General features: G+C 43.1%; 19 protein-coding genes. 7 read left to right on the top strand and 12 right to left on the bottom strand.

Features of this window, described 5'->3' with window-relative positions; all coding sequences use genetic code 11:
• The first annotated feature begins 59 nt into the window (after window positions 1–59).
• From tatA to J7I93_RS09570, 3 genes are all read left to right on the top strand, one after another.
• The gene (gene tatA / locus J7I93_RS09580; RefSeq protein ID WP_214725641.1) at window positions 60–278 is read left to right on the top strand and encodes a twin-arginine translocase TatA/TatE family subunit; all 219 of its coding nucleotides are present in this window, start codon (window positions 60–62) and stop codon (window positions 276–278) included.
• 14 nt (window positions 279–292) lie between these two features.
• Complete coding sequence (gene tatC / locus J7I93_RS09575) at window positions 293–1,024, top strand: twin-arginine translocase subunit TatC (protein ID WP_214725639.1); 732 nt, start codon at window positions 293–295, stop codon at window positions 1,022–1,024.
• A 76-nt stretch (window positions 1,025–1,100) separates the two neighbouring features.
• Window positions 1,101–1,442: a DUF3243 domain-containing protein gene (locus J7I93_RS09570; protein WP_214725637.1), complete on the top strand. Its 342-nt coding sequence runs from the start codon at window positions 1,101–1,103 to the stop codon at window positions 1,440–1,442.
• A 43-nt stretch (window positions 1,443–1,485) separates the two neighbouring features.
• On the opposite strand, the gene J7I93_RS09565 is transcribed toward J7I93_RS09570, so the two are convergent.
• From J7I93_RS09565 to J7I93_RS09535, 7 genes are all read right to left on the bottom strand, one after another.
• Window positions 1,486–1,767 (bottom strand): hypothetical protein, encoded by a 282-nt coding sequence (locus tag J7I93_RS09565; RefSeq protein ID WP_214725635.1) that lies wholly within the window; start codon window positions 1,765–1,767, stop codon window positions 1,486–1,488.
• A gap of 62 nt (window positions 1,768–1,829) precedes the next feature.
• On the bottom strand, window positions 1,830–2,375 hold the full coding sequence (locus J7I93_RS09560) for a GNAT family N-acetyltransferase (protein ID WP_214725633.1): 546 nt from the start codon (window positions 2,373–2,375) through the stop codon (window positions 1,830–1,832).
• A gap of 414 nt (window positions 2,376–2,789) precedes the next feature.
• Window positions 2,790–4,148 (bottom strand): TldD/PmbA family protein, encoded by a 1,359-nt coding sequence (locus J7I93_RS09555; protein WP_214725631.1) that lies wholly within the window; start codon window positions 4,146–4,148, stop codon window positions 2,790–2,792.
• Window position 4,149: 1 nt separating this feature from the next.
• Window positions 4,150–5,541: a TldD/PmbA family protein gene (locus J7I93_RS09550; protein ID WP_214725629.1), complete on the bottom strand. Its 1,392-nt coding sequence runs from the start codon at window positions 5,539–5,541 to the stop codon at window positions 4,150–4,152.
• Window positions 5,542–5,792: 251 nt separating this feature from the next.
• On the bottom strand, window positions 5,793–7,304 hold the full coding sequence (cls, locus tag J7I93_RS09545; RefSeq protein WP_214725627.1) for a cardiolipin synthase: 1,512 nt from the start codon (window positions 7,302–7,304) through the stop codon (window positions 5,793–5,795).
• Between the two features lie 164 nt (window positions 7,305–7,468).
• On the bottom strand, window positions 7,469–7,642 hold the full coding sequence (locus J7I93_RS09540) for a hypothetical protein (RefSeq protein ID WP_214725625.1): 174 nt from the start codon (window positions 7,640–7,642) through the stop codon (window positions 7,469–7,471).
• A gap of 120 nt (window positions 7,643–7,762) precedes the next feature.
• Window positions 7,763–7,906, bottom strand: a complete 144-nt coding sequence (locus J7I93_RS09535; protein WP_214725623.1) for a hypothetical protein — start codon at window positions 7,904–7,906, stop codon at window positions 7,763–7,765.
• A 440-nt stretch (window positions 7,907–8,346) separates the two neighbouring features.
• Here J7I93_RS09535 and J7I93_RS09530 point away from each other — a divergent pair, with 440 nt between their 5' ends.
• Together J7I93_RS09530 and J7I93_RS09525 are read left to right on the top strand one after the other, a co-directional pair.
• Window positions 8,347–8,796: an SRPBCC family protein gene (locus J7I93_RS09530; RefSeq protein WP_214725621.1), complete on the top strand. Its 450-nt coding sequence runs from the start codon at window positions 8,347–8,349 to the stop codon at window positions 8,794–8,796.
• Between the two features lie 13 nt (window positions 8,797–8,809).
• Complete coding sequence (locus J7I93_RS09525; protein WP_214725619.1) at window positions 8,810–9,307, top strand: GNAT family N-acetyltransferase; 498 nt, start codon at window positions 8,810–8,812, stop codon at window positions 9,305–9,307.
• A 43-nt stretch (window positions 9,308–9,350) separates the two neighbouring features.
• Here J7I93_RS09525 and J7I93_RS09520 read toward each other — a convergent pair whose 3' ends face one another.
• The 5 genes from J7I93_RS09520 to J7I93_RS09500 all read right to left on the bottom strand — a co-directional run bounded on the left by J7I93_RS09520 (window position 9,351) and on the right by J7I93_RS09500 (window position 13,501).
• Entirely contained in the window at window positions 9,351–9,677 is a 327-nt protein-coding gene (locus J7I93_RS09520; RefSeq protein ID WP_214725616.1) for an SCP2 sterol-binding domain-containing protein, read from the bottom strand.
• Window positions 9,678–9,698: 21 nt separating this feature from the next.
• The gene (locus J7I93_RS09515) at window positions 9,699–10,133 is read right to left on the bottom strand and encodes an NUDIX hydrolase (RefSeq protein ID WP_214725614.1); all 435 of its coding nucleotides are present in this window, start codon (window positions 10,131–10,133) and stop codon (window positions 9,699–9,701) included.
• 379 nt (window positions 10,134–10,512) lie between these two features.
• Window positions 10,513–12,294, bottom strand: coding sequence for a gamma-glutamyltransferase (ggt, locus tag J7I93_RS09510; RefSeq protein WP_214725612.1), 1,782 nt, complete (start codon window positions 12,292–12,294; stop codon window positions 10,513–10,515).
• A 395-nt stretch (window positions 12,295–12,689) separates the two neighbouring features.
• The gene (locus tag J7I93_RS09505; protein ID WP_214725610.1) at window positions 12,690–12,974 is read right to left on the bottom strand and encodes a hypothetical protein; all 285 of its coding nucleotides are present in this window, start codon (window positions 12,972–12,974) and stop codon (window positions 12,690–12,692) included.
• 14 nt (window positions 12,975–12,988) lie between these two features.
• Window positions 12,989–13,501: an acyl-CoA thioesterase gene (locus J7I93_RS09500; RefSeq protein WP_214725608.1), complete on the bottom strand. Its 513-nt coding sequence runs from the start codon at window positions 13,499–13,501 to the stop codon at window positions 12,989–12,991.
• Between the two features lie 159 nt (window positions 13,502–13,660).
• Between J7I93_RS09500 and J7I93_RS09495 the strand changes: the two genes are divergently transcribed.
• Window positions 13,661–14,233 (top strand): TetR/AcrR family transcriptional regulator, encoded by a 573-nt coding sequence (locus J7I93_RS09495; protein ID WP_214725606.1) that lies wholly within the window; start codon window positions 13,661–13,663, stop codon window positions 14,231–14,233.
• A gap of 72 nt (window positions 14,234–14,305) precedes the next feature.
• Window positions 14,306–15,259 (top strand): SDR family NAD(P)-dependent oxidoreductase, encoded by a 954-nt coding sequence (locus tag J7I93_RS09490; RefSeq protein WP_214725604.1) that lies wholly within the window; start codon window positions 14,306–14,308, stop codon window positions 15,257–15,259.
• Window positions 15,260–15,396 lie beyond the last annotated feature (137 nt).

Genomic DNA, 15,396 nt, shown 5'->3' with positions numbered 1-15,396 from the left:
CCTTGAGTTGATTGCGCTTAAGTCTGACATCATAAACAGCAGTAAAAGGAGTGAGGATTATGGGTCTTTCAAATATAGGTATTCCGGGATTGATTATCATCCTGGTCATCACTTTAATTATCTTTGGCCCCAAGAAGCTGCCTGAAATCGGGTCGGCTTTTGGGAGAACACTTTCCGAATTCAAAAAGTCAGCCCGGGATATTATGAGTGACGATGATGAGCCTGAAACGAAGACACGCCCAATCGAACCATCAGACCGAAAGGATAAACCGCTTTAAGAGGAGGGTTTGAAATGGACAAAGATGAGCAAACCCTTGTGGAGCATTTAACGGACCTAAGAAAAGTGCTTCTTCGGTCGCTAATTTTCTTTATATTTTGCTTTGCCGTTTGTTTAGTTTCCATCAATAGATTAATACCCTTGCTGTCAAATCAGCATGAACTTGTCATGCTTGGGCCTCTTGATGTCATTAAGATGTATACAGGAATAGCAGGAAGCATTAGCCTCGGGCTTTCGCTTCCTTTTATCGCCTATCAGGTGTGGCTATTTGTGAAGCCGGCATTAACTGAAAAAGAAAGCAGGCTATCTATCATGTTTTTCCCAGCCATCCTTTTCAGTTTTATCGGCGGTCTTTGCTTCGGTTTTTTCATTATCTTCCCCACTATTTATCAATTTCTGATGTTACTGGGGGAATCCCACTTTTCCATGATGATTACTGCCAGGGAATATTTTTCATTTTTGCTGATGTCCACCATTCCTTTTGGGTTTCTTTTTGAGGTTCCCTTGCTTTTGTTATTCCTGACAGCCATTGGCATTGTCACACCTGCTATGCTCAGTTCCATGCGGAAATACGCTTATGTTATTATGGCAGTTGTTTCAGCACTAATTACGCCTCCCGATCTATTTTCACAGATTCTCGTGTTAATACCATTGATCGGGTTATATGAAATTGGGGTTCTTTTATCCAGAGCAAGGTTTAAAAAATTGAATGCAGTAAAGGGGACTTCTCCTTCAAATGAACTCTAGCAAATGCAGGAAGCTAGTTTAACTTGTCTTCTAAAAGGATATTAAATAAGAAACATTCTTTTAGGAGGCCATAAGTATGAATGAACAAGAACACGTAATTAAACAAGATGGTGAATTGGATACAAAAAATGTTAGAAAGGCAATGGACCGTATGTCTAATGAGCGAGCTGAAGATATCTTAAGCACCTTTGATGAATTTAAGAGCTACCTGAGCGAAAGAATCGAGCTTGGCAAAAGGCTGGGATTAAATGAAGAGCAGCTTGCGGTAACAGCTGAAAAGGTTGCTGCTTACCTCGCTGAAAATGTGGAGCCAAAAAACCGGGAAGAGCAGCTGCTGAAAGAATTGTGGAAGGTAGGAGATGAAGAAGAAAGGCATAAGCTGGCCCACATGCTTGTGCGCCTAAGTGAACAGGGTTAAAATAAACGGCCGGAATCGTCTGTTAATGACTGTTCCGGCTTTCTTATTGCTTGAGTTCCTTATAATGATGGATAAATTGACTTGGTTCAGATTTTACATGAAAGGAATACAGCCCCCGGTTCGTATGAAGGTAAAGGAATCCGATTTCCGAATTGGACACCCTGTATGACATATCCCATACTTCATCAATCAGAAATTTTTCCGTGGGCGAAATAATCTGGTCTTCATAGAGATGAAGATGGTGTTCCTGTTCAATGTACTGCTGCTGATTCCAGTCAATCGTCCGGCTTACAATGATAAAGGGGTGGGAAGCAATGATTCTCACAAGAACCTCCATTTAGGAAAAGTTATGCTTCCATTGAAACACATTCAAGAACCAGATTCAAACTAGGCGTGTTTAGCCATATATTCTTCCCGCAAGATCGCATAATAAGTTAAATCTACCGGCTTCCCGTCTTTTACTGCATGCTGGCGCAATATTCCTTCATGCTTCATTCCAGCCTTCTCCATAATCCTCCAGGACCCCGGATTATCGGTAAAAGCAAGCGCATAAATGCGGTTATGATTCATTTCTTCAAAGCCGTATTTGATAATCGCCATGGCGGCTTCAGTTCCATAGCCTTTACCCCAGAACGGCTTGCCGATCCAATAGCCGATTTCCGCTCTTCTGTTTGCATTTGGTCCCGAAATATTAATCAGCCCAATTAAACGATTATCCTCTTTTAGCGTGATGGCAAAAATAGCAATCTTTCCTTTTTTCTCGGCTTCAAGAATACTTGTAATAAACTCCTCCGCACCGCCTTTAGGATAAGGGTGCGGAATATTTAAAGTGGTCTTTGCTACGTCATAATCGCTCGCATACTCTTCTACCTTTTCGGCATCATCAAGTGTAAGGTTTCGAAGAAGAATGCGTTTAGCCTCCAATGTTTTCATCGCTTTGGCCTCCTTTTAGATATTATGAGCTTTGCTTTGTCTTTACTTTAATGATTTTTCCATAAGGCTATTTTCGCAAACTTGTTACTTTTATAACAAGTAGGGAGGAGAGGTTGATATCCGCTCCAGGATGCTCAAGCTTCCGCGGGGCGAGAGGTGAGCCTCCTCGGCGTACAACGCCTGTGGGGTCTCATCTGTCCCACTTCTCCCGCTGGAGTCTCTCACCTTCCGCAACAACTAACCTTATTTATCAACGGTTCGCATTGTTTTTGGCTTTTATAGAGTGTCCCCCCTGCTTGTTAATAATTAATTGTACGATGAAATTCAATATTCTGCTTTTCCAGGCACACTTCCTTCCCTACTCATGAATTTTATTAGAAAAAGCACACCACTATTGTGATGTGCCACCTCCTGCTACTCTACTGTTACAGCAAGTTCTTTTATTAAAAGTGAAGGGGAACCTATATAGCCGGAAGCCATAAATCCCATGGAGAATTCCAAATCAGACCCAATAGCTTCTATATTATTCAGGAGCTCATAAAAATTGCCGGCAATAGTCATTTGATTGACAGCGTTTTGAACTTTTCCGTCTTTGACGAAATACCCGTTCGCTGCTATAGAGAAGTCTCCTGATACGGTATTCGCTCCAGAGTGGAGTCCGGACAGTTCGGTAATGACAATTCCCTCAGATATGGATGATACTAATTCATCATAGCTTTTATCAGATGGAACGACATGGAGATTAGTTGGTGCTACCGTTAACGCTCCCTTATAGGAGGCTTTATAGGCATTTCCTGTCGATTCCACTCCTTCTTTTTGTGCTGTTTTACGGTTATGCATCAGCGAAACGAGCTTGCCGCTTTTCACAATATCCTTTTTAACTGTTGCAACACCTTCGCTATCAAAGCTTGAACTGAGCAGCCCTTCTTCCAAAAATGGATCGTCTACAATACTCAGTGACGGGACCGAAATCGTTTCTCCTGTTTTTCCGTTTAAGGCTGATTGCCCTTTTTGTGTATTTTCTGCTGAAAAAATAGGGGTGAATGTTTGCAATAATGCACTCGCAGCATCGTTCCTCAACAAAACTGGGTAGTTTTTGCTTTCAGCACTTTGAGTATTCAGCTGCGACAAGGCTTCTTCCACTGCATGTTTTGCGATTTCTTCAGGCTTTAAGATCGAGAAGTTTCTTGTAAACTTGGAGTACTCTCCATTTTTCACCTGACCGTCCTGCTTAACGATTACCGATACATAAATTCCGATATGATTCTTCTTTTCACTGAGGCTGAGACCTTTGCTGTTCATAATGGCCTTTTCTGTCTCACCGCTGCTCAGCATAAAATAATCGGTCCCCGTTACCCGTTCATCATACGCATAAATATGCTTTTCAATTTCCTTAAGCAAATTGACTTTTTCTGAAATTGTTACTTTTGCAAGATTAGCCGAATAGAAGTTTCCTTCTTCATACTTTTGGCTGCCAGCGAATATCTCTTCTTGCACTTCATCTTCTATAAACTCGGAGTTTTCCTTCGCATTTTCTATAAGAAAAGAAAGAGATTCTTCATCAAGCTTCTCCGTAAAAGCATAGCCCATTTTGCCCTCGTATAGGCCTCGGAAGGAGGTTCCGAATACTTCGGAAGTGTCATAGGTATCGATTTCCCCTTTATAAAGCTCACAAGCAAACTTCTCATCCCTCTCGTAATAGAGCTCCATATCCGTAAAGCCATGCTGCTCACCCAGCTGGAAGAGCTGCTCCTTAAACTCCTGTAAATTCATCCTATTTTTCCCCCTTTCTTCCGCCGACGGTCATTTCGCTCACACGAATCATCGGCTGGCCTACGTTCACAGGGATGCTGCCGCTTTGAGACCCGCACATGCCCGCACCATGATCAAGATTGTTTCCGACCATATCAACAAGCTGGAGGGTTTTAGGTCCGTTTCCGATTAAGGTAGCACCTTTAAGCGGTTTGCCGATTTTCCCATTCTTCACAAGGTACGCTTCCATAACCGCGAAATTATAATCGCCGGTCGTTGTGTTCACCTGGCCGCCGCCCATGTATTTCGTATAGATGCCATGCTCAGTGTTTGAAATAATTTCTTCCGGAGAGGACTTTCCATTAGCGATATACGTATTGGTCATTCTGGAAGTCGGAGCGAAACGGTAGGACTGCCTTCTGCCTGAACCGGTTGACTCCATGCCCATTCTCCGCCCATTAAATTTATCAATCAGGTAACCTTTTAAAATACCGTTTTCAATCAGAACATTTTTGCGTGCTTTTTCGCCCTCATCATCAATGGTGATGGATCCCCACTCATTGGCGATTGTGCCGTCATCAATATATGTAACGACATCCGAAGCCACTTTTTCCCCAATCCGGTTGGCAAAAACGGAATTCTCTTTCGCGACAGATGTGGCTTCAAGTCCATGTCCGCATGCCTCGTGGAAAATAACGCCGCCGAATTCATTATCAATAATGACAGGGAATTTCCCGCTTGGGCAAGGATCTGCACCTAGCATCGTAACCGCAATACGGGATGCTTCATTTGCATAATGCTCAAGATTCAGGTTTTCTAAAAATTCAAAGCCTTTATGAGCACCAGGTCCGTAAAATCCCGGCTGCATCTGATTGCCGTCTGCTGCAATCGATTGAATCGCAAGGCGGCTGCGTACTCTGCGGTCTTCTACAAACTTGCCTTCCGAGTTGGCGATCAGTACATTCTGCTCTTCATCCAAATATCTAACCGTAACCTGCTGGATGCTATTATGATAGTCTTTGGCAATTTCGTAAGCCTTTTTCATTACATCCACTTTGCGGAACTTCTCAACCTCCCTCGGATTTAAAGAGATCGGATGTGCCGCAGGAATCATTTCCTTTCGCAGCTGGGAGGGCTGAATAACCGTGTTTCCGATGATTGCCTGCGCAGCATTCCCCGCCGCTTTTAGCAAGCCTTCCTTCGTTCCATCCGTTGTATAGGCATAAACGCTCTGCATTCCCTTAAACACGCGAATGCCAATCCCAAAATCCCGGCCTGACAAACTGCTCTCAATTTTCCCGCCCTGCAGCGCCAAATTATTTGTAAAACGGTCCTCAACGAATACTTCCGCGAAATCCCCGCCAGTGGCTAGAGCTGCCGTTATGACGTCTTCAATAAGTGATTGTGAAAGCATGAAACCCCTCCTTCATATATCTAACTTTTCAAACTATTCTAATCATACCGTACTAATATTCATTTTAGTATGGATTTTTCCTTTTTTGACCAATAGGAAGAATGATTGGTCCTGGTCTGGGGACCTAAATGGAAAATGAGTGATTGGCTATTTGCAGGTTGGACCACTCTATTTGCAGGTTCTATTCTCTAATTTGCAAGGTAACAATTATCTTTCCAGACATAAAAAAAAGGCGCCTATCCAAGACACCTTTACAGTACACCCGAAAACAGCCGGGCGAATGATTCTTTTGATCTTTCAACAAAACCTCTCTTATAGTACTCTACAGGACTTATTTTAACGCTCTCCTCCAAATCCTCCTCATAATGGGAGACAAGATCGCGGATGGAGCTGGTGCCGTATAGGAATACATTTACTTCGAAATTCAAGTGGAAACTTCTCATGTCCATATTGGCTGTTCCAATCGAAGCGAGAATGCCGTCAACGATAATGATTTTTTGATGTAAAAAGCCTTTTTTATAAGAATAAATCTCCACTCCGTACCGCAGCAGCTCCGGAAAGTAAGATCTGCTCGCATATTGGGTCAGGAAGCTGTCGTTAATTTCCGGCACCAGGATACGCACCTCCACCCCTTTAGCTGCCGCAACCCTTAAAGCTGTCCTGATGGATTCGTCTGGAACAAAGTATGGCGTGGCAATCCAAATGGATTTGGTTGCACAAGAGATGATGGAATAATATAAATCACTCATAATGCCCTGCTGAGTGTCAGGGCCGCTTGCAACAACCTGCACCGCCCCATCCAGCACGTCATCGTCAATTTGATACTTAACCTCTCTATATTGCTCGAGTACCTCTTCTTTACTGACATATTCCCAATCCAGCAAAAACACCGTATGAAGGGTGTATACGGCCTCACCTTTTAAGATCATATGGGTATCTCGCCAAAAACCGATTTTTTCGTCCTCGCCCAAGTATTCAACGCCAACATTGAGACCGCCTACAAAACCGGCCTTCCCATCAATGACGACAATCTTTCGGTGATTGCGGAAATTAAATTTCTGATTAAAAAATCCATATTTCAGAGGGGAAAAAGGCCGTACTTTAATGCCCGCTTCCTCCATGGATTGCAGATCCTCCAGTGAAATCCCCATGCTGCCTGCCGCATCAAAAATAAACAGCACCTCCACACCCTGCTTGGCCTTATCCATTAATATATTTATGATTTCTTTTCCAAGCCGGTCTGAGCGGAAAATATAATATTCCATATGGATAAACTCTTCTGCTTCTCGCAGTTTTTTCTTAATTTCATTAAAGGTTTCCTCTCCATTTTTCAGCATCTTCGCCCGCGAATTGGTGCTAAGCGGCGTTAAGGCCACATTATTGGCAAACCTGGCAAAGCATAGCTGGCTGTCCTGCAGGAAGGAAATATCCGGGGTATCCTCTCTCTTCATCAGTCTTTTCCATTCATCCCGGTCCCTGCTCCTTTTGCTTTTAAACAAATAGCCTTTCAAGTAAAGCTGTCCGGAAAACAAGTAAAAAAGATAACCAAACACCGGAAAAAACACAAGAACATACATCCATAAAAGGGTCTGATGGGGGGAACGGTTTTCGAGCATCAATGAATAGGCACTTATTAAAATGGCCGTGCCATACAAAATAGCAGCAACTAGCTTGATTAGTGTGCTGGCATCTGTAAAAAATATTGTATAGGTTGTTACAATTAAGATAAATACAAAAAGTGACTCGATTCTGCGTCTTCTCATGGCCCACTTCTCCAACTCTAAAAAGGTTACAATTCTGTATGTATCTTATACCCTTTCTGATGCCCAAAAGAAACCAGGTACCATTAGCTTTTCCCATTTTCAGGAGAAGAAAGCATTATAGGGACAAAAAAAGAAGCCTTGCTTATTACACAACGCTTCCCATTTTATTGTCCCCCTCCAGTATACCGATTGTCACCCATCATATAATTCGAACTTTCTCCCGGCTTTTCGTTTGGACTGATTCCTTTTTGCAGTGTATTATTATTCTTCTTTCGCCTGCGGTCAATGCTGTAGGCAAAGGCAAGAGTCACTATAATTAAACCAAATAATACGCCCATCTTTCGTCCCCCTTTTTATATGTATATTCATCATCGGCAAACCTTTGCTTTAATATTCGGGGCGAAATTCTTTTTTTCCTCTAAAAAAAGAGAGCTACAAATTATAGCTCCCTCACTTTATTATCTTCTCATATTCTCCTGGTCCTTCAAACGGTTTTGCTGATCCGGCAAGCGTTCCTGATCCTTCAGTGATTGCTGCTTGTCCTGCTGGGACTGCTGCCCTTTTACAACATCCTTTAGGTATTTACCGTATTCCTGTGACATGTTAATCCCTCCTGTTTATCCTTTTCATTCCTGTTCCCGTATATTGGGGATTAAAACTAATTTTCATAAAAAGCAGGCTCCTTTTTCTCATAGATTATTGTTTTTGTTTTATTGATTTTGCCCGTTGATTTCCGCTACGGACACTTGCTTTCAACGGGGAGGGTTGCGAGCCTCCTCGGCTTCGCCTGTGGGGTCTCGCACTTCTCTCACTTCCCGCAGGACATTGAATAAACTTCTTTGAATAGACACCTCTTCGTAAGAAAATGCGAATGCATTTTCGAGGATCAAGTGCCCTCCGCTACAATCAACTCAGTAGGTTAAATTACGGTTGCCTTCAAAAGGCAACAAAGTTTCCGGAAACAACAAAAAAGTAAAAGGGTTTTGTGCAGGTACAGAGAAAGTAATGGAAATAGGATTTTAACCATAGGGGGAATGGCAGGGTGAAAAAGTGGTCAACTGAAATAGAAATTCAAGCTCCGATTGAAAGGGTATGGGGGCTATTAAATGGTTCTGAGGAAAATATGCAAAAAATCATGCCCCAGGTGGTCGAGCATAAGCCGGTTAAAATTACGGATGAAGGTGTCGGCACCATCTACCGGCAAAAATATAAAGAAGGATCAAGGGTTGAAGAATACGATGTGGAAACCCTCAAGTACTCGGATACTCCAGACCATAAAGTGCTGAAGGTCGGTTTTCGCCTTGCTAACATGTTCGATATTACAGCCCACTATGAAATGGACAAATTGGACGAGAACAGAACCCGGTTCAAATACACGGCCACGAACCAGGCGTTAAAATGGTTTGTAAAACTCTTCTTAATTTTTGCGAATGACAAGATCGTTAAACAATTTGCGGAGCGGGTCAAGCATGTAGCGGAGACAGAAGCGTGAAGGAGGCATTAAAATGGAAATAAGGCTTTTACAGCCTGATGATGCTGTAAAATACAAAGAATTGAGATTAGAAGGGTTAAGAAAGAACCCAGAGGCGTTTGGTTCCAGCTATGAAGAAGAGGTTGGGCGCCCTCCCGAAGTTTATGGAGACCGATTTAAAGCTGATAACTCCTTTCACTTTGGCGCATTTGAAGGTGGCCAGCTTGTGGGTGTGGTTAGCTTAGTAAGGGAAACCGGATTAAAAATGAAGCACCGGTCCAATATATATGCGATGTATGTGACCGAAGCCTCCAGACAGACGGGCATCGGTAAAAAACTGATCGGTGAAGCCGTAGAAAAGGCCTGGAGCTGGGAAGGCGTTGAGCAGATTCATTTGGCTGTCATGTCAGAAAATGAGCCTGCGAAAAAGCTATATTCGTCTTTTGGGTTTGAAGTTTACGGCAAGGAACGGCGTGCTTTGAAGATCAATGGTGTGTACTATGATGAAGAATTAATGGCATTGTATTTTTAGCTGCATAAAGGCAGCTTCCTGTTATGGAGGGGCTGCCTTTTTCTTATTGATATTTTTTCACTATTTCCTGCAGTTTAAGGGCAAGGCCCATTTTGCCATCCACCTTGAGTCCGCCGGTCATAAACGCCACTGTCGTGTTCAGGTTGTCCTTTAAAAGCTTGGAGAAGTTTTTATCTGATAGTTTAAGTGTAACTTCCGGCTCATAAGGTGCGTCCTCCTCCACAGCCACCTTTCCATCTTTTAAAATGATTTGCAGCCGGCCGCTTTCCTCCAGGTCTACTTGGAATACCCGATCCTTTTCATTCTTGATATGTACAGGGTCCGCATTCATTTTATCGACAAGCTGCTGAAGCTCTTCTTTGACTGGCACTTTTATTGCCCCCTTATTTGATTAAATTTTTTCTAAGCTTCTTCTTAAAAGTTCCGCCTGTTTAATACTATCCTTCAGCCAGATTGGAGCAGCGGGATTCTGCAGAATTTCATCTGTTGTCATCCAGAAAACGGCTTCCACTTCATCCGGGCTTTTATTAAAAGCCTCTCCGCTTTCATACTCACATAGAAAAACGATATCCACTACATGGACGCCGTTTGCAATGAAGGATGTATTTCTTACATAATGCATATGGTCGCTGACCAGCAGGCCGACTTCTTCAAAAATCTCCCGCTTTACAGTGCGCTCGAGAAGATTTGTTGTATGGCCTTCCTGCTCCGCCTTCCCGCCTGCCAGAGCCAGCTCGCCTGCTGCATGTGATTCCTTCCGGCCACGCTCAATAACCAGCCACTTGCCATCTTTATAAATAGCGCCTTCCACATTTACGGCAAACATTTATTCACCCCCATCTGTTAAATTCAACAATTGAGGAGAAATCCCTCCTGTTAAATGAATACTCATTCATTCTGTTTTTTAATAGAGCTTGAGTTCGAATATTAGATAGAGCTTTCAATGCACTTTCGGTTTAAAAAGCTGGGATTCATTGCACTTGTTTAATATTTGAATACCCATCCGTTATTTGCGGACAACTTCTTAAATTTATGCATCACTTTCCTCTTTTTGCGTGTAGCTTTTACAGTTTATGAACCGCTTTCCTCGATTTGCGTGCAACTACCTATTTAACCGTCTGTTATAAAGGCTAGACTCGTTCTGAAAAACGGCGCAGACATACAAATAGCGCCCCACCGTAGCAGGGCGCTATCTTTTTGATATTCTATTTTCTTTTATCCTTTCCTTTACCTTTTAAGTCTACACCGATGGCTGCTCCGTTGCGGCTGGAGTCTGCCACGCCTTTAAAGGTGCCATTTTCATGGTCAATTAGGATGCTCTGTACATTTCCGATTGTTGTTGGATTTGGACCGAAGTTATGCCCCATATCATTTAGATGATTCATGACTCCCTCAGAAATTCCCTCTTCATATCGATAGGAATTCAAATTGTTCGTATAGATGCGCGGCTCTTCGACTGCATCCTTTAATTCCATATCATACTCGATTGCATGTAAAATGGTTTGCAGTACTGATGTGATAATGGTCGGGCCGCCTGGTGAGCCGACTGTCAGTACAGGTTCTCCGTCTTCAAAAACGATTGTTGGTGTCATGGAGCTTAACGGGCGCTTGTTTGGCTGGACTTCATTGGCTCCGCCTGGAACAGCATCAAAGTCTGTCAGCTCGTTATTCAGCATGAATCCGTAGCCCGGTACCATGATGCCAGTACCAAATACCTGTTCAATCGTTGTTGTATAAGAGACGACATTCCCCCATCTATCTGTTACTGAAAAATGGGTGGTCTCGCCATATTCCCTGTCGTTTGGCTGGGCAGCCGCTTCATAATTTGCTGAGCTGTTTTCATACTTCCATGGATCTCCAGCTTCCGGGTTTGCATTCACTTCATCCAGGCTGATTAGTTCTTGGCGCTCTTTAATATAATCCGGGTGGAGCAATCCATTAATCGGAACATTTACAAATTCCGGATCACCTGCGTATGCCGCACGGTCTGCGTAAGCCAAATGCATCGTTTCAGCAAGCAGATGGTATTTTTGCCATGAGTCTGTTTCGTATTGTGATAGATTAAAATCATCCAAGATTTTCAGCATCTGCAGCAAAAATACACCGCCCGAGCTTGGAGGAGGCATGCTTGCTATTTCATAACCCTGATAGTCTCCCCAAACCGGTTCATCGATAGTTACATCATAGTTTGCAAGATCTTCCGGAGTCATCGATCCGCCGAAATCCTGGACAACACCAGCTAGGGCTTCGGCGATTTCCCCATTATAAAGAGCTTCCGCTCCGCCAGAACGAATCATTTTCAAAGTCTTCGCCAGGTCCTTCTGTACCAGATGGTCCCCTTCTGCCAAAGGTTCGCCATTTGGCAGAAATACTTCGCCTGCAGCCGATCTGCTCAGCTTATCCTGATTATCGGCAATCGCATCCGCCAATACCGAATCAATCGGGAAACCTTTATCAGCCAGCTTAATAGCAGGGCCGATCAGCTGCTGCATTGGACGTGTTCCCCATATATCCAGTGCCGTTTCCAAGCCTTTCAAGGTCCCTGGTACCCCGACTGCTGTACCGCCGGTTGAACGCTCCGAAAATGGAATAGGATTTCCGTCATCATCCAGAAACATATCAGGTGCGGCCCCGGCCGGAGCACGTTCCCGGCTGTTAATGATGTTCGTTTCCTCTGTCTCGCCATCATACACCATCATGAAGCCGCCGCCGCCAATACCTGACATCATCGGTTCCACCACGTTGAGTGCAAACTGGACAGCAACAGCCGCATCTATGGCATTACCGCCCCTTTTTAAGACATCGGCACCAATCTGCGATGCGAGCGGATGGGCCGAAGCCACCATGCCGTCCTCGCCGACGTCAACCTGGCTATAGCCTTCATAGTCATTTTTAGGCTTTTTTGCCTGGCCGGTTAAAGGCATTGTGCCGGCCACTAGTAAAATACTAAAAAAAACGGCTAAACTGGCTTTCCATATTCTCTTCATCTTTTTCCTCCTTTAGTAAGTTTTCTACACGTCTAACTTAAGAGGAAGGAAAAGGATTAGCAAGAAATAAGAGTTAATATTCTGAAAGTTAAATCTATTTTACTAGACCCGGATATGAAAAAAGTTCCAAATACCTTGGAAGACTAGGAATAAATGAGGAGTTATTTTTTTAGGCTGTTTTCGCAAAGTTTTTTGCTTACAAACTAGTTTTAATTACTGAGGTGATTGGAGCGGAAGGCACTTGATCCTCGAANNAGACCCCGCAGGCGTGAAACGCCGAGGAAGCTCCCGTTCCTCCCCTCCCCGCGGGTTCGCTGCGTGACTGGAGCGGAAATCAACGGGCAATCTATAGTCCAAGAACAACAATCTATACGAATAGAGCCTATTTTTACAATTTACACACTATTCAATTCGAAAACCCCTCGGTCTACAGAAATTTCCACATACCCGATTATCTGATCAAACGAGAGAATCACATATGCTTTGGTATTTTTCAAGAACTCTTTGTAACCAATTGTACGGGAATAGTCATTGGTATCTCCCCTATAAAAATGGGAATATTCTTTGGGAGAAACAGCATCAGGCGCTATTCCTCCCAGTATAAAAGCTGATTTGTCTTTCAGTTCCAGTCTGGATGCGATCTCATTAGCAATGATTGCATGCATGACTCTTGAACCCATTCTTCTCCCCCTATCTACCAGGGCAAACCTGTTCCGTATTTTTTTGCCCTGGCTTCACTGTCTTTTTTGCGTTTTTTCCGGATTTCAGCGCGTTCTTTGGCTGTTTCATATAAACTCTTTTCTTCATCAGTTTCTGGCACTACGGAAGGTACTGGAGTTGGCTTGCCATTTTCATCGATGGCAACCATCGTCAGGAAAGACATGGCGCAAACATTTCGTTCGCCTGTGACCAGATCTTCGGCAATTACCTTGACAAAAACCTCCATCGAGGTTCTGCCTGTATAAGTTACAAATGCTTCCAGACAAACCGAATTGCCTTCATAAACAGGATGAAGGAAGTCAACGGAATCAGTAGATGCCGTTACAATATTCTTTCTCCCATGACGCATCGCTGCAATGGCTGCCACATCATCTATATAGGCCATAAGCTTCCCGCCGAATAAAGTTCCGTATGTATTCGTGTCAGGCGGCAGGACAATGCTTGTTTTTACTGTAAAGGACTCTCTGCATGTTTTTGTTTCATTCATGTTGTTTCCTCCTGAAGAGATAAAATATTTTCTTTTAGCATACCAAAAGCTGTTTGCTAATAAAAATAATTTGGAAAGTTCATCAAATTATTGTTGCCAAAAATATCCTTAAGGGCATATAATTTTATTGACCAGTGTTCAATAACGAAAGGTGATTTGATGAGTCCAAGAAAAGCAGCCCACGATGAATTAACAAAAGAAGCGATCATCACTGTAGCACGTGACCTGTTTGTCAGGGAAGGATACTCAGCAGCATCCATGAGAAAAATTGCGGATACTCTCCGCTGCAGCCACGGTGCCATCTATTATCATTTCAAAAATAAAGCCCAATTATTTTATGAAATCATTGAAACCGATTTCCAGAAGCTCAACCGGGAGCTCGAAAGTGTTCTGGCTGAGCCTGCAGAAACCAATGAACAGAAGTTATATAACATTCTTTATCGGTATATCCAATTCGGCCTTACCCATCAAAAACATTATGAATTGATGTTTTTGATTCGTGACGATGATTTAAAAAGCTATCTTCAGGAAGGACCAAATAAAAGCTATTTACATTTTGCACGGGCTATTAACTCCCTAACCAAGAAGCCTCTTTCCGTGAAGGAGATTTGGTCGATATTCCTAAGTATGCACGGTTTTGTGACGCATTATTGCAAATCGGAAACAGCATTTGAAGATGTGAAGGAGCTGGCCTCTTCACATGTAAATTTTTTAATCAAAGCAATTAGGTAAAGAAGTGAAGGATTATTTCTTCAATTTTACCGTCATTTGAACAGCGGTCAATAAAAAAAAAGGATGATTAATATGTTTAAAAAAGCTGCAGTGCTCGGTGCTACCGGCGGAATGGGCTACGCTTTGACAGAGGCTCTTTGCCAGAAAAATATAAAAACCATCGCATTTGCCAGATCAGAAGAGAATTTGGTTAAATACAAAGAAAATTGGGGTTCAAATGCTGACATCTTTCCAGGAGATGCGATGAACCAGGCTGATGTTGAAAAAGCTGTTTCCAAAGCGGATGCCGTATTCCATGCTATCAATATCCCTTACCAGAACTGGGACCCGGCACTGTCCATTCTCCTGGATCATATTCTGGATGTTTGCAGCAAGCAGAATAAGCCATTTATCTATGTTGATAATATTTACTCCTACGGTCTGCAATCCAAGCCTGCAACCGAAACATCCGCCAAGAATCCTCACACAAAAAAAGGCAAGCTTCGCCAAACTTTGATTGAAAAAATTAAAAACTCAGGCGTTCCCTATATCATTGCGCATTTCCCTGATTTTTACGGACCGCAGACAGGCAACACCCTTTTACAATACACCTTCGAGCAAATTATCGATAAAAATACGGTTTTGTTTGTTGGTAAAACCAACATAGCCAGAGAATTTATATATATAAAGGATGGAGCGAAGGCATTAGCTGACCTTGCCTTAAAAGAAGGAGCGTACGGTGAAGTATGGAATATTCCAGGGACAGGGACGATTACAGGTGAGGAAATCGCACGTATTGCTTCCCGGCATCTCAATAAACAGGTTTCTTTTAGGCCTGTTCACAAATGGATGATCCGTGCCATTGGCGTCTTTGATCCTTTCATGAGGGAATATACGGAGATGATGTATCTAAATGAAACGCCCGTAATTCTGGACGGCAGCAAATACGAACAGCGCATTGGTGCTCTCCCTAAAACAACCTATGAAGATGGTATAAAGGAAAGCCTAGACCATTTATTGAAAACAGCTGAGAGGAATGCCGTTTAATACGGGCATTCCTTTTATTAGGCTGAGTGAAGGCTTCTTGTTGATTTTTGCAATTGGTGCAGATGACGCGAGGCCCTCGAAAACGCATTCGAATTTTTCGAGGGCGGTGTTATTCCTAAGATGCTTACTCAAAGTCC

It is taken from the genome of Bacillus sp. ISL-47 (assembly GCF_018613175.1).
Lineage (GTDB): Bacteria > Bacillota > Bacilli > Bacillales > Cytobacillaceae > Cytobacillus.
This window is presented reverse-complemented; position numbering and strand designations above follow the sequence as displayed.